At 71.7% G+C, this 20,747-nt stretch carries 16 protein-coding genes; 5 read left to right on the top strand and 11 right to left on the bottom strand.

The features are described from left to right. Positions 1-20: 20 nt before the first annotated feature. Complete coding sequence (locus WME95_RS39655) at positions 21-1,085, bottom strand: hypothetical protein (RefSeq protein ID WP_437904491.1); 1,065 nt, start codon at positions 1,083-1,085, stop codon at positions 21-23. A gap of 289 nt (positions 1,086-1,374) precedes the next feature. On the opposite strand from WME95_RS39655, the gene kbl reads away from it, so the two are divergent. Further along, positions 1,375-2,565, top strand: coding sequence for a glycine C-acetyltransferase (kbl, locus tag WME95_RS39650; protein WP_437545155.1), 1,191 nt, complete (start codon positions 1,375-1,377; stop codon positions 2,563-2,565). Positions 2,566-2,570: 5 nt separating this feature from the next. Here the strand turns inward: kbl and WME95_RS39645 are convergent, their stop codons facing one another. The 3 genes from WME95_RS39645 to WME95_RS39635 all read right to left on the bottom strand — a co-directional run bounded on the left by WME95_RS39645 (position 2,571) and on the right by WME95_RS39635 (position 6,805). Further along, complete coding sequence (locus WME95_RS39645) at positions 2,571-3,740, bottom strand: zinc-binding dehydrogenase (RefSeq protein ID WP_437545153.1); 1,170 nt, start codon at positions 3,738-3,740, stop codon at positions 2,571-2,573. Positions 3,741-4,040: 300 nt separating this feature from the next. Then, positions 4,041-5,501, bottom strand: a complete 1,461-nt coding sequence (gene lepB, locus WME95_RS39640; RefSeq protein ID WP_437545151.1) for a signal peptidase I — start codon at positions 5,499-5,501, stop codon at positions 4,041-4,043. Positions 5,502-5,731: 230 nt separating this feature from the next. After that, positions 5,732-6,805 (bottom strand): hypothetical protein, encoded by a 1,074-nt coding sequence (locus WME95_RS39635; RefSeq protein WP_437904490.1) that lies wholly within the window; start codon positions 6,803-6,805, stop codon positions 5,732-5,734. Between the two features lie 104 nt (positions 6,806-6,909). Between WME95_RS39635 and WME95_RS39630 the strand changes: the two genes are divergently transcribed. The 4 genes from WME95_RS39630 (at position 6,910) to WME95_RS39615 (ending at position 13,517) form a co-directional block, all read left to right on the top strand. Further along, on the top strand, positions 6,910-7,908 hold the full coding sequence (locus WME95_RS39630; protein WP_437904489.1) for an NAD(P)H-dependent glycerol-3-phosphate dehydrogenase: 999 nt from the start codon (positions 6,910-6,912) through the stop codon (positions 7,906-7,908). Between the two features lie 100 nt (positions 7,909-8,008). Then, positions 8,009-9,061, top strand: coding sequence for a hypothetical protein (locus WME95_RS39625; protein WP_437904488.1), 1,053 nt, complete (start codon positions 8,009-8,011; stop codon positions 9,059-9,061). Positions 9,062-9,111: 50 nt separating this feature from the next. Then, positions 9,112-11,058 (top strand): sigma 54-interacting transcriptional regulator, encoded by a 1,947-nt coding sequence (locus WME95_RS39620; RefSeq protein ID WP_437904487.1) that lies wholly within the window; start codon positions 9,112-9,114, stop codon positions 11,056-11,058. Beyond that, positions 11,058-13,517 (top strand): endonuclease MutS2, encoded by a 2,460-nt coding sequence (locus WME95_RS39615; RefSeq protein ID WP_437904486.1) that lies wholly within the window; start codon positions 11,058-11,060, stop codon positions 13,515-13,517. The genes WME95_RS39620 and WME95_RS39615 overlap by 1 nt, the downstream gene beginning before the upstream one ends. A gap of 37 nt (positions 13,518-13,554) precedes the next feature. Here the strand turns inward: WME95_RS39615 and nusB are convergent, their stop codons facing one another. From nusB to WME95_RS39580, 7 genes are all read right to left on the bottom strand, one after another. After that, complete coding sequence (gene nusB, locus WME95_RS39610; protein ID WP_012239877.1) at positions 13,555-13,977, bottom strand: transcription antitermination factor NusB; 423 nt, start codon at positions 13,975-13,977, stop codon at positions 13,555-13,557. Positions 13,978-13,993: 16 nt separating this feature from the next. After that, positions 13,994-14,503, bottom strand: coding sequence for a 6,7-dimethyl-8-ribityllumazine synthase (ribH, locus tag WME95_RS39605; RefSeq protein ID WP_272102824.1), 510 nt, complete (start codon positions 14,501-14,503; stop codon positions 13,994-13,996). A 96-nt stretch (positions 14,504-14,599) separates the two neighbouring features. Next, positions 14,600-15,787, bottom strand: coding sequence for a 3,4-dihydroxy-2-butanone-4-phosphate synthase (gene ribB, locus WME95_RS39600; RefSeq protein ID WP_437904485.1), 1,188 nt, complete (start codon positions 15,785-15,787; stop codon positions 14,600-14,602). Positions 15,788-15,824: 37 nt separating this feature from the next. Beyond that, positions 15,825-16,568, bottom strand: coding sequence for a riboflavin synthase (locus WME95_RS39595; protein ID WP_437545137.1), 744 nt, complete (start codon positions 16,566-16,568; stop codon positions 15,825-15,827). A gap of 17 nt (positions 16,569-16,585) precedes the next feature. Further along, the gene (locus WME95_RS39590) at positions 16,586-16,948 is read right to left on the bottom strand and encodes a PilZ domain-containing protein (protein ID WP_272102827.1); all 363 of its coding nucleotides are present in this window, start codon (positions 16,946-16,948) and stop codon (positions 16,586-16,588) included. Between the two features lie 6 nt (positions 16,949-16,954). Next, positions 16,955-19,546 (bottom strand): Rne/Rng family ribonuclease, encoded by a 2,592-nt coding sequence (locus WME95_RS39585; protein ID WP_437904484.1) that lies wholly within the window; start codon positions 19,544-19,546, stop codon positions 16,955-16,957. Positions 19,547-20,091: 545 nt separating this feature from the next. Next, entirely contained in the window at positions 20,092-20,628 is a 537-nt protein-coding gene (locus WME95_RS39580; RefSeq protein ID WP_437904483.1) for a hypothetical protein, read from the bottom strand. Positions 20,629-20,747: the final 119 nt, after the last annotated feature.

The raw sequence follows: 20,747 nt of genomic DNA, 5'->3' as shown, positions 1-20,747 counted from the left end.
TTCCATCGCTCCTCTGCGGCTCATTGCCTGAGCAGGAACACCGAGCCTTGCTTCTGGGCGCTGTGATCGACGAACGCGAAGACGTCGGCGCCCCTCGCCCGGTGCAGCCCCCCGGGCTCGTCGTGGCCAGGCGCGCCGGCGGCCGTCGCCGAGCGCGCTCCGGACGCCACCTCGATCCACACGACCTCGTCGGCGCCTCGGGTCGGGTCGCGCGTGAGCACGAGCAGCGCCGCGTCGTCGCGCGTCAGCGCGATGCCGCACGGAGTACCGACGTGCAGCCCGGTCGCGAACGGGCTCACGAAGCCGTCCTCGATCCTGAAGACGGTCGCCGTCTTGTCGGGGCTCGCGAGGGTGTCGCACACGAAGACATCGCCCCGGCCGGCGACCGCGATCCCGCTCGGATCGACGAGCGGGCTCCCCTTGGCGAGCGCCGACGCCTCGCCGCCGCGCGCCGGCAGCGAGAACACGCCGGGCTCGCCATCGTCGCGATCGCGCCCCGAGAAGATGATCCGCTCCTCGTTGTCCGCGCCGCGGGCGACCTCGAGGCCGCGCGCGCGCAGCCCCTCGCCGCCCTCGATCGGGGCGACGGCGCCGCCGGGCAGGTCGATCGCGAAGAGGGCGCCCGCGTCGTCGAGCGCCGGGTCGCCCGCGCCTGGGTCGGCCACGAAGATGCGACCGCCGTCCGCGCTCGTCGCGATCCCGAGCGGCGCCACGAGCGGCGGACCAGCCGCGATCTCGGCGGCGCCCGCGCCGCCTTGCGCGCCGATCCTGAAGACCCCGGCCCTGCCGTCCGCGCCAAGAGCGGTGAAGTACACGTAAGCCCCGGCGACATCCGGCGTCGCGTCGAACGCGATCGCCGGGACGAGCGGCAAAGCCGCATAGGGAGCATCCCCCCCCGCGCCGCCCGCGCCTCCCGTTCCGCTCGCCGCTGTCGTGCTTGGCGCTCCGCCGGTGGAGCCCGCGCTGGTCCGTCCGGGCGGATCCTCCGCGCGGCTGCAGCCCGGGTTGCTCGCGGCGGCCGCGAGCCACGCGACAGCGCACAGCACACCGGCGCTTCGCCGGAAGTCCCCCCTGGCTTCCGTCATGCCTGCTCCTCCCGAGGGCGCCGTTCGTGCGCTCGGCCCGCGCGGCGCGCGCTGGCGCACGCGACGCGAGCCGCACGGCGATCGCGCGGCGCTGGACGCTGCCCGTTCTGCCACGTGCCTCCTGGATCGAGTAGGCCGCGGCCGCGCCGCGCGCGACAAAGCGGCGTGCACCCTGCCTCTCGTGTCCGGGGTCGCCTGCTGGCGCTCAGGCCCATGAGCAGCGCCGCCCTGGGGGTCCGGACGGCGTTCCCCCGTCGACCGGCTGACAGCCCCGTTTTATAACGACGTCATGTTCGATGTCGCTCGGTCACTGTACGTACGGGCGTTGGAGGACATCCGTGCGGCGGGTCTCTACAAGGAAGAGCGGATCCTCGCGACGCCGCAGGGGCCGGTGATCCGGACCGAAGGCGGCGCCGGGGTCCTCAACTTCTGCGCGAACAACTACCTTGGCCTGTCGTCGCACCCGGCGGTCATCGCGGCGGCGAAGGAGGCAATCGACACGCACGGCTTCGGCCTCTCCAGCGTGCGCTTCATCTGCGGCACGCAGGACCTTCACCGGCGGCTCGAGTCCAGGATCGCCCGCTTCTTCGGCACCGAGGACGCCATCCTCTACTCGTCGTGCTTCGACGCGAACGGCGGCCTCTTCGAGACGCTCCTCGGCGAGGAGGACGCCGTCATCTCGGACGCGCTGAACCACGCGTCGATCATCGACGGCGTCCGCCTCTGCAAGGCCGAGCGGCACCGCTACCCGAACGGGGACATGGCCGCCCTCGAGGAAATCCTCCGCGCGACGGCCGGCAAGCGGCTCCGGCTCATCGCCACCGACGGCGTGTTCTCGATGGACGGGTACCTGGCGAAGCTCGATACCATCTGCGATCTCGCCGACAAGTACCGCGCGATGGTGATGGTCGACGACTCGCACGCGACCGGGTTCATCGGGCCGACGGGGCGCGGGACCGCGGAGCTCTGCGGGGTCATGCACCGCGTCGACGTGATCACCTCCACGCTGGGCAAGGCGCTGGGCGGGGCGAGCGGCGGCTTCACGACCGGCCGGCAGCCGATCGTCGATCTGCTCCGGCAGCGATCGCGGCCGTACCTGTTCTCCAACACGCTCGCCCCGGCGATCGCCGGCGCCTCGATCGCCGTGTTCGACCTCATCGACGCGGAGCCCTCGCTGCGCCTGCGGGTGATGGAGAACGCGCGCCGGTTCCGGCAGGGGATGACGCAGGCCGGCTTCACCATCAAGCCAGGCGTCCACCCGATCGTGCCCATCATGCTGGGCGACGCGCAGCTCGCGAACGAGATGGCGAGGGCGCTGCTCGCCGAGGGCATCTATGTCATCGGCTTCTCGTACCCCGTCGTGCCGAAGGGCGAGGCCCGCATCCGGGTGCAGCTCTCCGCCGCGCACGAGCCCGAGCACGTCGATCAGGCGATCGACGCCTTCCGGCGGGTCGGCCGGCGCCTCGGCGTCGTCGCCTGAGCGGCTCAGTACCGGAGGATCACCTTCGGGTGGCTCGAGATCGCCTCCTGGAAGGCCGCCGCGTCGTAGTCCTCGAAGTCGAACACCGTCCCCTCGCCCCGGTTCAGGATGACCTCCCAGATGAGGTCGTGGATGTTCGGATCGCGCGACTCGAGCAGGTGGCGCGTGATGTGCCACGTCTCGAAGATGCGCCGGCCGATCACGCTGTGGAGGCTGATGCCGTCCACGATGAGGCGGTCGAAGTTCTCGATCACCGCGTCACCGCTCTTCAGGCCGAAGAGGATCACGTCGCCCCCGCGCCTCGCCGCGTGGATCGCGTTGTTGACGCTGCTGTTCACGCCGCTCATCTCGAGCACGACGTCGACGCCGACGCCGTCCGTGAGCTTCCGGACCCGCTCCGTCAGCTCGGGATCGCTCGCGTGGGGCCGCTCGGGGCTCGCGCGGTGCGGGCGCAGGACCGCGTCGGCGCCCAGGCGGCGGGCCATCTCGGCGTTCCGCTCCGCCGGCTCCACGCCGATGACGTAGATCGCCCCCATCGCGCGGGCGATCGCGATCGCGAACAGGCCGATGGTGCCGCAGCCGAAGATGGCCACGCGCTTGCCGCGGAGGTTCACCTTGGTGCATGCGTGCACGGCGTTGCCGAACGGCTCCTGCACCGCGGCGACCTCGGGCCGGATCTTCGCGATGTCGGTGCGCCAGAGGTTCTTCGCCGGCAGCTTGACGAGCTCGGCGAAGCAGCCGTCCTCGCTGATCCCGATGATCTTGTCGTCCGCGCACACGTGGGTGTCGCCGACGCGGCACTGGTAGCAAGCGCCGCAGGCGATGTGGCTCTCGGTCGACACGATGTCGCCGATCTGAAGCCCGAAGGACCGGCGCGCGTCGGTCCCGAGGTCGACCACGCGGCCGAGCAGCTCGTGGCCGATCGTGCGCGTCGCCTTCCGATCGCGATCGAGCGACGAGAGGATCATGTCCTTGAAGGCGCTGCGGAACCAGATGCCGCGATCCGAGCCGCAGAAGCCCGTCATGATCGGCTTGACGAGGACGCTCGCGCGGTCGTGGTAGTCCCTGGCCTCGTCGATCGCCGGGCGCTCGACCTGATCCTTGGACAGCCCGACGGTGGACTCCCACGGCTGCTTCTCGCGGTTGTACGTCAGCGCCCACATCGCGTCGCTCATGCACCTGGCTCCTGTTCGGGGTTCGAGGCGCACGCAGCTGGCGCACGGGCGCCTCGGGCATGGGAAGCGTGGCGCGTGAACGACCGAGCGCCCATCAGAAAATTGCGCTCGGGCTGCTCACGTCTACCGGCGCCTCCCCTCGGTCTCTTCGGCTCGATCCCGTGGCGCCCCGGGCGCACCGCCTGCTCCGTCGCCCTGGACCGGAGCATGACTCGCCGCGTCGAGATCGAGGGGACAAGACCGCCTACGCGCTGTCGTGGAGACTGCGCTCCCACGCGCTGTCGGCGCGGCTTCAGTGCTTCAGCGGCGCTTCGACGGAGGGCGCGCGGGCGGGGGCGGCGGGGTCGTCTCGGAGACGGGGGGCCGCTCGCGGAGGCATTTCTCGAGGCCGTCGTGCAGGGTCGCCTCGTGGGCGCCGGGGAGCTTCGGGCGCCCCATGACGTTCACGAAGAGGCGATCCTGCGCGATGCCGCCGCCGGGGCCGAAGCTCATCCACACGAACATCGCGCGTCCCTTGATGTGATCGAAGGGCACGCCCGCGCCGAGCCCGCCGCGCCAGCTGCGCGAGTCGTGGCTGTTGTTGCGGTTGTCGCCCATCACCCACGCCTCGTCGGCGGCCACCTTGAAGGGGCCCTGGAGATCGCCGCAGATGCCGCCCCGGCACGTGGAGCCCGGCGTGCAGTCGTCGCTCTCCACGCACATCATGCCGTCGGGGTTCTTTTCGTAGAGCGAGAAGTACGACTTGTCTCCGAGGTACTCGACGAACAGCTCCGCTTGCCGGCCCTCGTAGTGGTAGGGGCCGACGTGACAGTGAGGGACGAGCCAGCCGTTGATGACGGGGCGGCCGTTGATCGCCTCCAGCGTGTCGCCGGGGATGGCGATCGTCCGCTTGATGAAGTCCTGCTCCTTGTTCTCGGGGAACTTGAACACCATCACGTCGCCGCGCGACGGCGGCAGGCGAGGGAAGAGGCGCTGGTCGGTCCAGGGGATGAGCGGGCCGTAGGTGAACTTGTTGACGAAGATGTGGTCGCCGACCATGAGGGTCGGGATCATCGAGCCGCTCGGGATCTTGAACGCCTCGACGACGAAGGCGCGCAGGAGGAGCGCGACGGCCACGGCGATGCCGATCGACTCCGCGTACTCGCGCATCTCGCCCTTGCGCCAGCGGCCGAGGTGCTCGCCGACCGCGCGATCGGCGCGGCTGTGGGCGGCGTCGAACTCGTCGGCGTCGAACGTCTCGGCGCTCATCGCGCGCTCGAGCGCCGCGATCGCCTGCGTCACCTGCTCGCGCTCGCCGCTCGTCAGCTCGCGCTCGACGTCACGCTTGCGGCCGCGCAGGATCCGGTGGGCTTCCTCGAGGAGGGCCGCGGCGTCCTCGAAGCGAGCGCGCGCCTTTGGCGGGATGTCCCGGCGGCCGCCGACGCCGATCGCCGACGCGAACGGCAGCTCGTGGCGGAACCGCCAGAGGATCATCGCGAAGATCGTGAAGAGCACGATGCCCGCCGGGATCTGCTGCTCGCCGACGAAGACCCGGAGCGGCTGGGAGCTCCCTCCCTGGGCCGGCGGGGTGAGCAACCAGACGTTCAGGACCGCGAGCGCGAAGGGAACGATGCAGATCCACACGAGGTGGAACAGGAAGCGCAGCGGCGCCCGGCCGTCCCTGCCCCCTGGCGGAGGAGAGCTGCCCGTCGAGCGCGGGTCTGCGCCGCCTGTCGCCTTGGCCGCGCTGGCACGGGGCTCCGAGCTCGCGCTGCCCCTCATCGAGGGTCTGAACTCCGAGCTTGCGGGCCGACTGGCCGCGACCGACGGGACGCTCTGGGGTTGATCATCGGGGCGCGGCGGCAAGAGAGAGCTTATGTATACGCCGCCCCTCGCCGCGGCAAGTGCGCAGGCGTGGCGGGCGACGCGCGGTCCGTCGGCGTCGTCGCCCGCGTGTCCTCGTTCGCCCTCGTTGCCCTCGTTCGCCCCTCGTTCGCCCTCGTTCGCCCTCGTCAGGGCGCGTCTCCGACCTCGACGGCGTAGCTCACGAGGGCCGCGCGGTCGTCGCGGGCGTACGTCGTTGGCTGCGTCCGCCCCGCGGCGCTCGTGTTGTCGATGACCAGGTAGTATTGCCCCTTGGGCAGCGGCACCGTTCGCCGCCAGGGGGCGCCGGAGTACACAGGCTCGTCGAGCAGGGCCGCCGCGGTCAGGGGCGCCGGCGCGGGCTGCGTCAGGTACGCCTGGAGCCACGGCTCCCCGGCGCCTTGAGGCACGAGGATGACGTCCACGCCGGGCGCGCCCTCGACGGCGACCGTGAGCGTCAGGGCCTCGTCGCTGCCCGCGATCTCCAGCGGGCCGATGTAATCGCGCTGCTCCTGGTGCACCTCGGTGCGCTCGTTTGCCAGGAGCAGCTTGCCGTTGTCGCGGCGCTGGTACGGAGCGTTGGGCCGCTGCCCCTTCTCGATGATGCCGAGCCCGAACTGCACGGCGCCGTCGTCGTCGCGGATGACGGTGAAGCCCCGGGCGATCTCGGTCTTCAGGAGCTGGGCGCCGAGCGCGTTCGCGTACGCGCTGCCCTGGGCGAGCGACACGCCGCCGAGCGAGATCGCCGCGGGCTGCTCGATGAGCTTGGTCGTGAAGCTCGCCGCCGTCGTCGAGCGCTGGCGGAAGTACACGTACATCGTGTCGCCATCCATCAGGAAGTCGTGGTCGTACTCGACGGCCGCGCTCGCATCGAAGCTCATGCGCTTCGTCAGGTTCGTCCAGACGACGCCGCTCCCCCCGAACTGGAGGAGCAGGTGCCCGTTCGCGAGCTCCTGGGCGACGCACGAGCCCGGGTAGAACCGGCCCGTCACCGGATCCTCGTCGCGGAGGCGCAGCGGCACGCTCCGCTTCCGCATCTCGGTGCAGAGCTGGCTCGTCGCGAAGGCGAGGATGGCCCTGCGGAGGGAGAGGTTTCCCGGATCGTTCACGACGCCGGGCATCACGCCGAGCGCGCCTTGGCCGCACGCGCCGCACACCGTTCCGAGCAGCGAGAGGCAGAGCGCGAGGCCGAGCGCGCGCAGCGCGGCGGTGCGGAAGAGCATGGGCGCAGCATAGTCGAAACACCGGCGGGTCGAGCGGCGCGCCGGCGGGTCGAGCGGCGCGCCGCCGTCGGCCCCCGCGCGCCGGTGGTGATAGGGTCACTGCCATGGCGAACGTCGCAGTCATCGGGGCCGGCGCGTGGGGGACGGCGCTGGCGAAGTTGCTGGCGGACAAGGGCAACCCCACCGCCCTCTGGGCGCACCACGGCGAGCTCGCCGAGCGCATCGGCCGCGAGCGCCAGAACGACCGGTACCTGCCGGGCGTGGAGCTGCCTGCGAGCCTGCGGGCGACGGGCGATCTCGAGGACGCGCTCCGCGGCGCGGAGCTCGCCGTCGTGGTCGTCCCGTCGCACGCGCTGCGCGAGGTCGTCCGGGAGGCAGGGCGCCACATCCCCCGCGGCGCGCTCGTGTGCAGCGCGACGAAGGGCATCGAGAACGACTCGCTGATGCTGATGAGCGAGGTGCTGGTCGACGAGCTCGGGCGCGAGGCCGAGCCGCGGCTCTCGTACCTGTCGGGCCCGAGCTTCGCGCGCGAGGTCGCGGCCGGCCAGCCGACCACGGTCGTGGTCGCTGGCAGGAGCGAGCGCGAGACGCACGCGGTGCAGCGCATGTTCGCGACCGACAGGTTCCGGGTCTACTCGTCCGATGACGTCGTGGGCGTCGAGGTCGGCGGCGCCCTCAAGAACGTCATCGCCATCGCCGCTGGCATCTGCGACGGCCTCGGCTTCGGCCACAACGCGCGCGCCGGCCTCATCACGCGCGGCCTCGCGGAGATAGGCCGCGTGGCGGCGGCGAAGGGGGCGAACCCGCTCACCCTCGCCGGCCTCTCCGGGATGGGCGACCTGGTGCTCACGTGCACGGGCGAGCTGTCGCGCAACCGCACCGTCGGGATCGAGATGGGCAGGGGACGGAAGCTCGACGAGATCCTCGCCGGCCTCGGCCATGTCGCCGAGGGCGTGAAGACCGCAAAGAGCGCGCACGACCTCGCGGACAAGCTGGGCGTGAGCGCGCCGATTACGGTCGAGGTGTACCGGATGCTGTACGAGGGAAAGCCGCCGCAGCAGGCCGTCGTGGACCTCATGACCCGCGCCCTCACGAGAGAGTGAGACGCGGGGTCGGCTCGCGGGAAGGCACTTTCTCGCGCCGCCGCGCGCCTCGCCTCTCGCGAGCGTGTAAAGTGGCGGCGCGATGCACACGCGACCTCTCATGAGTCTCCTCTCCGCGCTCCTCCTGTCGAGCGTCAGCTCGACGGCCGCCGCCCAGTACGGCGCGCCGCCCTACGGTGGTCAGCAGGGCGGCGCGTACGGCGGTCAGTACGGAGGCCAGTACGGCGGCGGGTACGGAGGCCAGTACGGCGGCTACGGGTACGCCCCGCAGAAGAAGAGCGAGCCCAAATCGACGCCGCTTGAGGTCGGCTACCTCTACGCCACCTCCGTGGCCTACGGCGTGGGGACCGGCATCTGGATCGACGCGCTCGCCGGCATCGACGATCCCGGCGCGCAGTTCATCGCGCCCGCGCTCCTCGGCGTCGCGGCGCCGGTCGGCGTCTACTTCCTCGACTCGCCGCCGATGCCGCGCGGCATGCCGTCCGCGATCGCCACGGGCATGGTGATCGGCGCGGGCGAGGGGCTCGGCATCGCGTCCTACCAGTACGTCAGCGCCCGGAAGGGCAAGGAGTGGGGCTTCCTCGGGCTCGCGACCGCCGAGGTGATCGGCTCCACCGTCGGCGGCGCGGCGGGGTGGGGTTTCTACTATCTCCTCCGGCCCAAGCCGCAGACCAACATGTTCCTCGCCTCGGGCGCCGTCTGGGGCTCGCTCATCGGCAGCGCGTTCGGGGCCGCCGCCAGCAACGGCGACTGGAGCGAGTCGAACGACAGCATCTCGCTCGGGGGCCTCATCGGGTTCAACGTCGCGACCGCGGGCGCCGTCGGCCTGTCCGTCGCGTGGACGCCGTCGTGGAACCAGCTCGCGTGGATGTGGGGCGGGCTCGGCATCGGCACGGTGGTGTCGTTGCCCATCTACCTCGCGTACATCGGGAGCGATCACGACCCCCGCCGCGGCCTCATCGCCCAGGGCGCGGCGGGCACCCTCGGCCTCGTCGCCGGCGCTTTGTTCCTCGGGAGGCCGGACTCGAGCGCCTCCGTCGCCCTGGACGACCAGGAAGATCGTGGCCGTCCCCCGTTCGCGCGCGTGCTCGGCGGCAGCCTCACGCCCTATCGAGGCGGGCTCGGCGCCGTCGTCGTCGGAGAGCTCTGGTAAGCCGCGGTGTGCCGTCCAACACGGCTGCATGAGGCCGCGGCGCGCCTGCTATGCTGCCCTCGATGCCGACCCTGAAGTATTTCCCCTCCGAGGGCGCGCCACGCCTGTACAGCGTCCACAAGCCGGTCACGACGATCGGCAAGGCGCTCGGAAACGACGTCGCGGTCGCGGGGGCAGGGGTGCTGGACCATCACGCGCAGATCGTGTTCGACGGACGCGATTTCGTGCTGGAGGAGTGCGAGCGCGACGGGGAGATCGCGATCAACGGCAAGAAGAAGCGGCGCGCTCGCCTGGTGCACGGCGACCGGCTCCAGCTCGGCACGGTCGAGGTCGGCTTCTCGATGTTCGCCGAGGCGCCGACCGTCCAGGAGCGGCTCCCGGCGTGCGACGGCGGGTCGGAGCGGCCCGCGCCGCTGCAGGGCTCGTCGGAGCTCGCCGGCGTCCGCAAGCTGTTCGCCTTCAGCGAGAAGCTCATCAACCGGCGCAGCGTCGACGAGCTCCTCGAGGCGATGCTCGACGACGTCATCGAGCTGACGCACGCCGACAAGGGCTTCCTCCTGCTCCTCGAGGGGGCGGAGGCGGCGGCCGACACGGCGGTCAGCGGCGGCGCTCCGGCCGCGCCGGCCGCGGGCGGCGACCGCAAGCTGGCGGTGCGCGCGTCGCGCAACATCCGCAAGGAGGCCATCACGGACGCGGCCGGGGGGATCTCGGACAGCATCGTGCGTCAGGTCATCGTCTCGGGCCGCCCGGTGATCGTCTCCGACGCGCTCGCCGACACGCAGTTCGGCCGGAGCGACAGCGTCATCGCGATGAAGCTCTCCAGCGTGATGTGCGCGCCGCTCCTGTCGCAGGGCCAGATCATCGGCGCGCTCTACGTCGGCAACGACAAGATCAAGCACCTCTTCGACCGCGCCCAGCTCGACCTGCTCAGCATCTTCGCGTCCCAGGCCTCGCTCATCCTCCAGAACGCGATGCTCCTGAACGCCCTCAGGGCCGACAAGGCCAAGCTCGTCGCGGAGCTGCACGACAAGAAGTTCGGCGAGATCATCGGCGCCTGCCCGTCGATGCTCGAGGTGTTCCGCAAGCTGCAGAAGGTCGCGGCGACGGACATCAGCGTGCTCATCACGGGCGAGACGGGGACCGGGAAGGAGCTCATCGCGCGGGAGCTGCACCGGCGCAGCCCGCGCGACGGCGGCCCCTTCGTCACCATCAACTGCGGCGCGATCCCCGAGAACCTCATCGAGAGCGAGCTCTTCGGCCACGTGAAGGGCGCCTTCACCGGCGCCATCGCCAGCCGCCCGGGCAAGTTCCAGGTCGCCGACAAGGGCACGCTGTTCCTCGACGAGATCGGCGAGCTACCGCTGAACCTCCAGGTGAAGCTCCTCCGCGCGCTCCAGGAGCGGGTCGTCTTCCGCGTCGGCGACTCGAAGCCCGAGAAGGTCGACATCCGCATCGTCGCCGCCACGAACAGGAACCTCGAGGAGGAGATCCGCGCCGGCAATTTCCGGGAGGATCTCTACTACCGGCTCAACGTCGTGAACCTGTGGCTCCCGCCGCTCCGCGAGCGCGGCGACGACGTGCTCATCATCGCCAAGGTCCTGCTCTCGAAGTACGCCGACGAGCTCGGCAGCGCCGTGCGAGGCTTCAGCCCGGCCGCGCTCTCCGCGATCAAGAAGTACCCCTGGCCCGGCAACATCCGGCAGCTCGAGAACCGCATCAAGAAGGCGCTCGTCCTCTGCGACCAGGCGCTCCTCGCCGTGGAGGACCTCGATCTCGGCCCGGGCGCCGAGACGGCCATCATGCCGCTGGAGAAGGCCAAGGAGGAGTTCCAGCGGCGGTACGTGCTGGAGGCGCTCGAGCGCAACAACGGCAACCGCACGCAGACGGCCCGCGACCTCGGCGTCGACCCGCGCACCATCTTCCGCTACCTCGAGAAGGAGCAGAACCCGATGCCGAGCGGGGCCGGCGGCGTGGCCCGCGATCCGACCGAAGCGTGATGGACCACAACCCCGAAGGGCCCTTCGCAGATCCCTGTCCCACCAAGACCCGCGCCGACCTGGAGTGGGATCGCGTCCTCGAGGCGCTCGCGGAGCGATGCGCGTCTCGGGGCGGGAAGCGGCTGGCCCGGGCCCTGCCGTTCGCGTCGACGCGCGCCGAGGCCCTCACCGCGCTCGCGGAGGTGCGCGAGGCGGTGGAGCTCGCCCGGGCCGGGGAGCCGGTGCCTTCGCGCGACGTCGCGGAGCTCGAGGACGCGCTCGATCGGGCCCGCATCGGCGCGGCGCTCGCGAACGAGGAGCTGCGCGCCGTGCTCGGCCTCCTCGAGGCCGCGCGGACGTCGCGGCAGTACCTGCAGAGCCGGCGTCAGATCGCGCCCGCGCTCCACGCCGCGTGCGCGACCAACCCCGAGCTCGACGCCGTCGCGCGCGAGCTCGCGGCGGCGTTCGATCCGGACGGCACGCTCGCCGATCGCGCGTCGCCTCGCCTGGAGGCGCTTCGCGCGGAGCGGCGCGCGGTGCGCGAGCGGCTCGTCCGGCGCCTCGAGGACCTCATCCAGAAGCACGAGGACATCCTCCAGGACCGCTACTGGACGGAGCGCGACGGGCGCTACGTGCTGCCGGTGCGATCCGACGCGCACGAGCGCTTCCCCGGCATCGTCCACGCGACGAGCGCGAGCGGCGCCACCGTGTTCGTGGAGCCCCGGGTGCTCGTCGAGACGGGCAACCGGATGAAGATGGTCGACGCCGAGGTCGCGCGGGAGGAGCTGGCGATCTACGCGGCGCTCACCGCCCGCGTGGCCGAGGACGTCGAGAGCGTCGCGGCCGCCGCCCGCGCGCTGGCCCACGCCGACGTGCGGGCCGCGGCGGCGCGGCTCGCGGAGGACCTCGACCTCACCTTCCCGGACGTCCCGGAGGACGCCTTCGAGGCCGGGCGGGGCGCCTCGGAGGGCGGATCGAGGCCGACCTCCATCGAGCTCATCGGGGGCCGCCACCCGCTCCTCGCGCTCGACGGCGTGAAGGTGGTCGCGAGCGACCTCGCGATGAGCGCGGGGCGCGCGATGATCGTCTCCGGACCGAACGCCGGCGGCAAGACCGTGGCCCTGAAGACGCTCGGGCTCGCGGCGCTGATGGTGCGCGCGGGCCTGCCGGTCGCGGCCAGGGACGGCTCTCGCGTCGCGCTCTTCGACGTCGTGCTGACCGACGTCGGCGACGAGCAGAACCTCCACAAGAACCTGTCGACCTTCAGCGCCCACGTGAAGAACCTGGGGCGGATCCTCGGCGAGACGCGCCCCGGCGCGCTCGTCCTGCTCGACGAGCTCGCCGGCGGCACCGATCCGCGCGAGGGCGAGGCGCTCGCCGCGGCCGTGCTCGACGCGCTGTGCGCGCGCGGGGGCACCGTCGCCAGCACCACGCACTACGAGGGCCTCAAGGCGCTCGCGCTCGGGGATCAGCGCTTCGAGAACGCCTCGGTCGGCTTCGATCTCGCCACCATGAGCCCGACCTTCCGGCTCGTCGTCGGCGTGCCCGGCGCCTCGAGCGCGCTCGCGGTCGCGCGGCGGTTCGGCATCCCGGGCGCCGTGCTGGAGCGGGCCGAGCGCTTCCTCACGAAGGAGACGGTCACCTTCGAGCAGATGGTCGAGAAGCTCTCCGCCGAGCGCCGCGCGCTCGAGCTCGCGCGGGAGGACGCCGAGCGGGAGGCGGCCTCCTCCCGCGCGAAGCGGCGGGAGCTCGAGGCAGAGATCGAGCGGCTCCGGGACAAGGAGCGCGGCGTGATCACGCGGGAGGGGGAGGCGCTGCTCGCCAGCCTGCGGCGCGCGCGCGAGGACCTCAAGGCGGCGCAGGCGCGCCTGCGCGGCAAGCCCACCGAGGAGGACGTGCGCGCGGCCGCTCGGGCCATGGACGCGGTCGGGCAGAAGACGTCGATCGGCGGCGAGCTCGAGCTGCGCCCGAAGGACGAGCCGCAGGCGCGGCCGGCGATCGATCCGGCCGCCATCCGCGTCGGCGCCCGCGTCTACGTGCCTCGCTTGCGGGCCGAGGCCGAGGTGGTGGAGATCCTCTCGGGCGGCCAGCTGCGGGTCACCGCCGGCTCGCTCAAGCTCACGACCTCGATCGCCGAGCTGCGCGGCACCGGCGCGCCGCCGGCCGCCGCGGCGCCCCCGCAGCGCCGCGTCGATCTGGACGCCGCCGCCGACCCCGACGTCCCGATCCAGACGGCGGACAACACCGTGGATCTCCGTGGCCTGCGCGCGCACGAGGCGGTCGCCATGGCCGAGCAGTTCCTCGATCGCTCGCTCGGCGCGGGCCGCAAGGTCACGTTCTTCGTCCACGGGCACGGCACGGGCGCCCTGCGCGATGCCGTCCGCGAGGCGCTGCGCGGGAGCCCTTACGTGGCGCGCCTCCGCCCGGGCGGCCCGAGCGAGGGCGGCGACGGCGTGACGGTCGCCTGGCTGAAGTGGTGAGCGAGGCGCGCGCCCGAGCGACGGCGCGCCGTGACGCTCAGCGATCCCGGTCGACGCGGCCGAGGTTCTCGGCGATCCGGTCGAGCACGCCGTTCACGAAGGCGCCGCTCTCCTCGCTGCCGTAGCGCTTGGCGAGCTCGACCGCCTCGTCGAGGATGACCGCGCGCGGCACCTCCGGGCGGTTCATGAGCTCCCACGCGCCGAGCCGGAGGACGTTCCGATCGACGCGCGCCATCCGTTCAAGGCGCCAGTTCGTGCTCGCCTTCCGGATCGCCTCGTCCACGGCCGCGAGATCCTCGGCGACCCCGACCACCACCTCGTCCGCGTAGGCGCGTCCCTCGGGATCGCCCGGCGTCTCGCGCCAGAAGGTCGCGACGACGCGGGGCGCCGAGCTCCCGCCGGCTTCCACCGCGAACAGCATCTGCAAGGCCGCTTCGCGGCCGGTAGAGCGCGCACCCATCTCTCAGAACCTTCGTTTACAGGCCAGCGGTGTCCAGCGCGGCGCCGAGCGCGAGCATCTCGATCGCGCTGACGGCGGCCTCCCACCCCTTATTGCCATGCTTCGTGCCCGCCCGCTCGACCGCTTGCTCGATCGAGTCGGTCGTGAGCACCCCGAACGTGACCGGCACCCCGGTCTGGAGCGACACGGTCGCGATCCCCTTCGTGACCTCGGCCGCCACGTAGTCGAAATGCGGCGTCGAGCCCCGGATCACCGCGCCCAGCGTGATGATCGCGTCGACGCTCTTCTTGTGCGCGAGCCTCCCCACGATGGTGGGCATCTCCCACGCGCCCGGGACGCGCACGATCGACGTCCGGCCGAGCGCGCCGCCGTGCCGCGCGATGGCGTCGAGCGCGCCCTCGACCAGGCGGTCGACGATGAAGTGGTTGAAGCGGCTCGCCACGAGCGCGAAGCGCGCCCCCGGCGGGACCACCAGGTTCCCTTCGATCACCCTCGCCTGTGCCTGCCCGACCGCTTGCTCTGCCATCCGCCGTTCCTCTCTCCTGCAGCGCGGGATGCGCGATCGTCGCGATCGCGATCCTGTCCGAGCGTCCTTTTACCAGCGAACGAGCGCGCCCGTCTGTCAGGCTTCGCCCTTCATCGAGACGAGCGGCACCCGCTCGATCACGGTGAGCCCGTACCCGGTGATCCCTGCGATCTTCGGCTGGCTGTTCGTGAGGAGCCGGATCTGGTGCACCCCGAGGTCCGCGAGGACCTGCGCGCCGAGGCCGAACTCCCGCAGCGTCCACGGCTGCTGCGTCTTCACGACGGGGAGCGTCTCGTCGGGGCCCGAGCCCTTCAGCAGCTCCAGCTCGCGGCCCAGGTCCCCTCGCGACGGGATGTAGACGACCACCCCGACGCCGGCGCTCTCGATCGCGAGCAGCGCCTCGCGCAGGTTCGAGCCGCCGTCGAGGGGCGTCGAGCTGAAGAGGTCCGCGATGGTCGACCCGGAGTGCACGCGGCACAGGATGGGGTCCGGCGTCGCCACCGCGCCCTTGGTCAGCGCGAGGAACTGCCGCTGCTCGTTGATCACCTCGTAGACGTACACGGTCCACTCCGTGCCCGTCAGATCGAGCCGCAGCGTCCGCTCGCCCACGCAGCGGACCAGCCGCTCGGTCTGGAGCCGGTACTGGATGAGGTCCGCCACCGTCACGATCAGCAGGCCGTGCTTCGCGGCGAACACCTCGAGATCCCGCATGCGGGCCATGCTGCCGTCGTCGTTCATGATCTCGCAGATCACGCCCGCCGGCCGGAGCCCGGCGAGGCGCGCGAGATCCACGGACCCCTCGGTCTGCCCCGTCCGCACGAGCACGCCCCCGCGGCGCGCCTTCAGCGGAAACACGTGCCCCGGCGTGACGAGATCCTCGGGCGCGGCGTCGCGCGCGATCGCGACCCGGATCGTGTGCGCCCGATCGGCGGCGCTGATCCCCGTCGTCACCCCGGCGCGCGCCTCGATGCTGACGGTGAAGGCGGTGCCGAGCGGCGGTCCGCTCCGCCCTGGCGCGGACATCATCGGCAGCTCGAGGCGCGCGACCTGCTCCTCGTCGAGGGCGAGACAGATGAGCCCGCGCCCGTGCATCGCCATGAAGTTGATCGCCTCGGGGGTGACCGCCTCCGCAGCCATGCAGAGATCCCCCTCGTTCTCGCGATCCTCGTCGTCGACGAGGATCACCATCTTGCCCGCGCGGATGTGATCGAGCGCGGTGTTCACCCGGTCGAGGACCGCTTTGTCGATGGTCAGCCGATGAGGCATCGGGCCCCCGGAGGTCATGTCCTGGTCGAGCCTGCCGCTCGAGGCTGACACAGCCTCACCAGAATCCCCCCGCGCGCAGCTTTGCGAGGAGTCGTTCGTCGTGATCCGCATGCTCTCCCGTATTTCCGCGCTCTTCGTCGCGCTCGGTGGAGGCATCGCCGCCGAGCGCGTCCTGGCTCGATCGGCCCTTCACGCTGGCGAGCGATGCGACCTCGAGCGCCCGCGCCACGTAGCGCGCGAGCACGTCAACTTCAAGGTTGACGGCCGCGCCGGGGCGGAGCTCGCCGAGGAGAGTCCGGCCGATGGTGTGCGGCACCAGCATCACCTCGAACCAGATCTCGGCGGCGCCCGGCTTGGACACGGCGTTGAGCGTGAGGCTCGCGCCGTCGACCGCGATCGAGCCCTTGGGAGCGAGGTACGGCGCGAGCTCGGGCGGGGCGCTCACCCGGAGGCGGATCGCGTCGCCGGCCCGCGCGTGCTCGACGACGCGGCCGAGCCCGTCGACGTGTCCCAGCACCACGTGCCCCCCCATCCGCGCGCCGAGCGGCGTCGCGCGCTCTAGGTGGACGCGCGCGCCGACCGGCAGCGCGCCGAGCGTCGTGCGGCCGAGGGTCTCGGCGGACATGTCGCACTCGAAGCCGCCGGGCGCGATGCGATCGACCGTGAGGCAGGCGCCGTTCACGCTCACGGACTCGCCGAGCGTCAGCGGCCCGAGGCTCGCCTCCACGAGCGCGCGGGCCACGGCGCCGCCGCTCCGGCGGCGGAGGACCCCGATCGTCTCGACAAGCCCGGTGAACATCGCCGACGCCCCTCTGCCTAGCCCTTCGAGGTGCGGTGCCCCTGGCTGGTCAGGAGCTTGTCGATGAGCCCCTGCGAGTAGCCCGACAGCTCGGTGAAGACGACGCCCATCCCCTGCGGATCGTCGTGCACGCGCACGACCTCGCCGACGCCCTCGACCGTCTCGATGTCGTCCATGATCACGGTGAACCGCAGGTTCACCTTCGTCCCGACGGCGAGCGGCGTCTTCGAGCGCACGAACACGCCGGTCCGCGAGATGTTCGTCACGTACTCGTTGATGAACGCGTCGTAGGACTCGAACTCCTTGTTGATGGTGACGCGCTCTTCCTTGCGCCCCGTCTTCGCGTCGCTGCTCTCCGGAGAACCCTGATCGTCCACCATGACGCCTTACCTGCCTTGCAGATCGAACTGCTCGAGGTGGTACTCCTTCCGGGGCACGAGATCGATCCGGCGCTGGAACAGCCGCTCCGCCTCTTGCACGGCGATGCGCTCGTCGTTCTTCAGCAGGTCGATCACGGCCGGGTGCGCGTTGACCACGACCGAGTAGCCGGGCAGGTTCATCCGCTCGCGCCGTATCTGCCGCAGGATCTCGTAGGCGACGGTCTGCTTGGATTGCAGCTGGCCCGTCCCGTCGCAGTAGAAGCACGGCTCGAGGATCGTCCGCCCGAGGCTCTCGCGCGTCCGCTTCCGGGTCATCTCGATGAGGCCCAGATCGGAGATCCGGTTCAGCGTGGTCTTCGCCTTGTCCCTGGAGAGCAGCTCCTCGAGGCGGCGCCGCACCTTCTCCCGGTTCTGGGCGCGCTCCATGTCGATGAGGTCGAGGATGATGAGCCCGCCGATGTTGCGGAACCGGAGCTGGTAGGCGATCTCTTCGACCGCCTCCAGGTTCGTGGTCAGGATCGTCTCCTCGAGATCCTTCGACCCCTTGCCGACGAACCGCCCTGTGTTCACGTCGATCGCGGTGAGCGCCTCGGCCTGGTCGATGATCAGGTGCCCGCCCGAGGGCAGCGGGACCTTCCGCGACAGCGCGCGCTGGATCTCGTCCTCGATCCCGTACGCGTCGAAGATCGGCTCCGTCCCCTCGTAGAGCTCCACCGCGTCGGCGCGCTCGGGCATGAACATCTCGACGAAGCGCCGCAGCCGGATGTACTCCTCGCGGTCGTCGATCACGATCTTCTCGATGTCGTCGGTGAAGAGGTCGCGGGCGGTCTTCAGCACGAGGTCGAGCTCGGTGTAGAGCACCGCGGGCGCCCTCACGCCGCTCTCCCGCTTCTTCGCCACCTCGCCCCAGAGGCGCACGAGGTAGCCGACGTCGGCCTTGAGCTGCTTCTTCGTGAGGCCCTCGGCGAGCGTGCGCACGATGAGCCCGCCCTGCGGAGGCTTCATCGCCTCGATGGCGTCCCGCAGCCGGGATCGCTCCTTCTCCGAGCCGATGCGCTTGGAGATCCCGATGTGATCGACCGTCGGCAGGTACACGACATAGCGGCCGGGCAGCGAGATGTGGCTCGTGACCCGGGCGCCCTTCGTCCCGATCGGCTCCTTCGAGACCTGGACGATGACCTCCTGCCCTTCGCGGACGACCTCGCGGATCGGCGTCGACTTCGAGATCCGCGGCGGCTCGTTCTGCCAGCTGCGTGAGCTCTGCTGGCCCCGCGCGGTGCTCTTGCCCTTGCCGTCCCGCGACTGTTCGCGCCCGCGCTCTCGCGTCCGCTGCTCGCGCCCGCGTTGCTCGCGATCGCGCCCCTCGCGTCCGCCCTGTCCTTTGCCGCCCCGGTCGCGCCCTTCGCGCGGCGCCTCGCGGCCTTCGCGCGGGGTCTGGCGTCCCTCGCGCGGCGCCTCGCGGCCTTCGCGCGGGGCCTGGCGTCCCTCGCGCGGCGCCTCGCGGCCTTCGCGCCCCTCGCGCGGCGCCTCGCGTGCTTCCGCCGGGGCCGCCTCCGCGAGCGCGGCGCCGCCCTCGAGGTTGGCGCGCCGGTCGCGCGTCCGTCCCGATCGGCGCACGCGCGCCTCGCGCCGTCCGCGCGTGCGTCCGCTGCGCGCACGCGCTGCCGGCGGGACGTCATCGCCCTCGGCGGCCGCCGCGGCCTCCGGGACCGGCGGCGCGCTCGCCTCCTGCGCTCCCGTCTCGCCGCTGTCCGCGGTGTTGCTCAGCGCTTCCGGATGCTCCTCGGCCGCGCTCCACGCGTCCGCGGCATCCTCCGGTGGCGGGGAGGCAGGCTCGACCTCGTAGCCGGGCGCGTCGAGCTCGTCGTCGTCCTCGATGCTCGCCTCGTCGGGACCGGATTCCTCGTCGCTGGCCTCGTCGGCGTCGCTGCCTCCGCCTGGCGCGACCAGCTCCTCGTCGTCGTCCTCGTGCCCGTCGTCGATCTCCGGCTCCGGGTCGTCGGCCTCGTCGAGCGCCACCATCGTCCCCACGCCGGCGAACGCCTGGCCGGAGGGGCTTCCGAGCACATCGAGCGCCGTGGGCAGCTCGATCGGCACGTCGCTCCCTTCGTCGAGCGAGCCGCCGGCATCGACGGAGCCGCCGGCCTCGAACCCTTCTTCCGCCCCGAAGTCCCCTCCTTCCCGCAGCTCGTGTCGCCCGGGCGTCAGGTCGGGGCTCTCGGGCGCGGCTTCTGCGCCCGATAGCTCATGCACCTCGCTTTCGTCAGGTCTAGGCGCCTCGCTGCCACGCGCGGCGCGGCCTCGCGAGGAGGCGCGCTCTTCCTCGACAGTCCGGCGGTGCCCAGCCAGGTACGCCTCGAAATCGTCGGGCCGGATGAGGTCCTCGACGTGCAGGAAGGCTGCTCGCTCGAGCCCCACGTCGATGAACGCGGCCTGCATTCCGGGCAAAACGCGGCTGACTTTGCCGAGGTAGATGTTTCCGAGCGTCCCCTTGGAGCTCTCCCGCTCGAGATGCAGCTCAGCGATGATCCCGTTTTCGATCAGCGCGACGCGTGTCTCGCGGATGTCCACATTGATGACGAGAAGGTTCTTTCCCATGTCGGATGCCGCACATCGGCGGCGCCGCCAAGCGTTACCACGGGTTGCCCGGCCCATGAAGGCGCAACCCGGAGTATGCTGCGCGATTGAGGGCCCGGGACCGGAGGTCGCCGAGGCAGGCCGGCCGCCAGCGCGTGAGCTACCTCGCGTCTCCGCCGCTCTGCCTCGACGGGGCCCGGCGGCGCCTGCCGTCTGGCCCGCGGACCGGCGGCTCCTGCCGCCGGGCCAAGGCCCTGGCCGGGAGCGCCGGGTCGAGGCGCCCGCGCGCCGGCGAGGGCGCGCGAGCTTGGGCGACGTCCCTCAGGAGGCGCTCCCGGCCCTCGCTCGGGACCCGAACCGCCCGGTTCCCTCGCCCACGCTGGCACGCCGCCGCTTCCGTTGCTGCTCCGGAGCCGCCGGTGTCGTGCCCCGCGCCGCCCTGCGCCGGCTGTCGAGCCGCGACGGCTGGCACGGGCGAGCCGTCCGCCGCGGCTCAGCCCGCATAAAGGCCGAAGGGGGCGGCCATCTGGCGCCCCCTTCGGAGATGCGCTGCTGTTGTCAGAAGCTCACAGGCCACATACCGGCTCTCCGGCGGCATCGCAGCTCTTGGCGCACTCCTCGCAAACAGTGCACGTGAGGAGGGCGTCGTAGGGCGCGACCCCGGCCGCGATGTCCGTGCGGCACGTCTCGATGCATGTGGCCGGGTCATCCTCGTCGGCGCAGTCAGCGATACACACCACCAGGTCAATACAATCCTCGCTGTCCGCGCAGCCCTGGTGGACCTCTTTGCACGGCCCATCGACGGCGCACTTGTAGCAGCCATCATTCGTGTCGCGGCCGCACGTGTCCTCCGTGTCATCACAGGTCGGGGTACCCGTCGAGGAAGTGCTCGTGGCGCTCGTGCCTCCTTCTCCGCCGGCGCCGCCGCTGCCGCCGTTGCCGCCATTGCCGCCGTTGCCGCCGCCGCCGCCACCGCCGCCAGAGCTGCTGCTCCCGCTGCTGCTGGTGGTGGTGCTGGAGCCCGACGACGTGGTGCCGTCGTCACCGCAGGCCACGAGGGCGCAGCCGGAAATCAAAACCGCAGCGAATACCCAAGATTTCATGCTCAATACCTCCACAGAATCCAACCGACCCTTCATTCGTGTACTCGGCGCCCCCCCAACGCTCGGCATGCCTGCCAAACCACCCGTTTCCTGCGACCGGCCCCCGGGTGCACCTGTGC

Source organism: Sorangium sp. So ce327 (assembly GCF_051530205.1).
GTDB lineage: Bacteria > Myxococcota_A > Polyangia > Polyangiales > Polyangiaceae > Sorangium > Sorangium cellulosum_B.
Note: the sequence above shows the minus strand (reverse complement) of the source record. Positions and strands in the feature narration are given on the sequence as shown.

What these genes read in the sequence shown, in the direction of transcription:
- WME95_RS39655 (WP_437904491.1), bottom strand. Translation starts at nt 1,085, where the DNA reads ATGACGGAAGCCAGGGGGGACTTCCGGCGAAGCGCCGGTGTGCTGTGC.
- kbl (WP_437545155.1), top strand. Translation starts at nt 1,375, where the DNA reads ATGTTCGATGTCGCTCGGTCACTGTACGTACGGGCGTTGGAGGACATC.
- WME95_RS39645 (WP_437545153.1), bottom strand. Translation starts at nt 3,740, where the DNA reads ATGAGCGACGCGATGTGGGCGCTGACGTACAACCGCGAGAAGCAGCCG.
- lepB (WP_437545151.1), bottom strand. Translation starts at nt 5,501, where the DNA reads ATGAGGGGCAGCGCGAGCTCGGAGCCCCGTGCCAGCGCGGCCAAGGCG.
- WME95_RS39635 (WP_437904490.1), bottom strand. Translation starts at nt 6,805, where the DNA reads ATGCTCTTCCGCACCGCCGCGCTGCGCGCGCTCGGCCTCGCGCTCTGC.
- WME95_RS39630 (WP_437904489.1), top strand. Translation starts at nt 6,910, where the DNA reads ATGGCGAACGTCGCAGTCATCGGGGCCGGCGCGTGGGGGACGGCGCTG.
- WME95_RS39625 (WP_437904488.1), top strand. Translation starts at nt 8,009, where the DNA reads ATGAGTCTCCTCTCCGCGCTCCTCCTGTCGAGCGTCAGCTCGACGGCC.
- WME95_RS39620 (WP_437904487.1), top strand. Translation starts at nt 9,112, where the DNA reads ATGCTGCCCTCGATGCCGACCCTGAAGTATTTCCCCTCCGAGGGCGCG.
- WME95_RS39615 (WP_437904486.1), top strand. Translation starts at nt 11,058, where the DNA reads ATGGACCACAACCCCGAAGGGCCCTTCGCAGATCCCTGTCCCACCAAG.
- nusB (WP_012239877.1), bottom strand. Translation starts at nt 13,977, where the DNA reads ATGGGTGCGCGCTCTACCGGCCGCGAAGCGGCCTTGCAGATGCTGTTC.
- ribH (WP_272102824.1), bottom strand. Translation starts at nt 14,503, where the DNA reads ATGGCAGAGCAAGCGGTCGGGCAGGCACAGGCGAGGGTGATCGAAGGG.
- ribB (WP_437904485.1), bottom strand. Translation starts at nt 15,787, where the DNA reads ATGACCTCCGGGGGCCCGATGCCTCATCGGCTGACCATCGACAAAGCG.
- WME95_RS39595 (WP_437545137.1), bottom strand. Translation starts at nt 16,568, where the DNA reads ATGTTCACCGGGCTTGTCGAGACGATCGGGGTCCTCCGCCGCCGGAGC.
- WME95_RS39590 (WP_272102827.1), bottom strand. Translation starts at nt 16,948, where the DNA reads ATGGTGGACGATCAGGGTTCTCCGGAGAGCAGCGACGCGAAGACGGGG.
- WME95_RS39585 (WP_437904484.1), bottom strand. Translation starts at nt 19,546, where the DNA reads ATGGGAAAGAACCTTCTCGTCATCAATGTGGACATCCGCGAGACACGC.
- WME95_RS39580 (WP_437904483.1), bottom strand. Translation starts at nt 20,628, where the DNA reads ATGAAATCTTGGGTATTCGCTGCGGTTTTGATTTCCGGCTGCGCCCTC.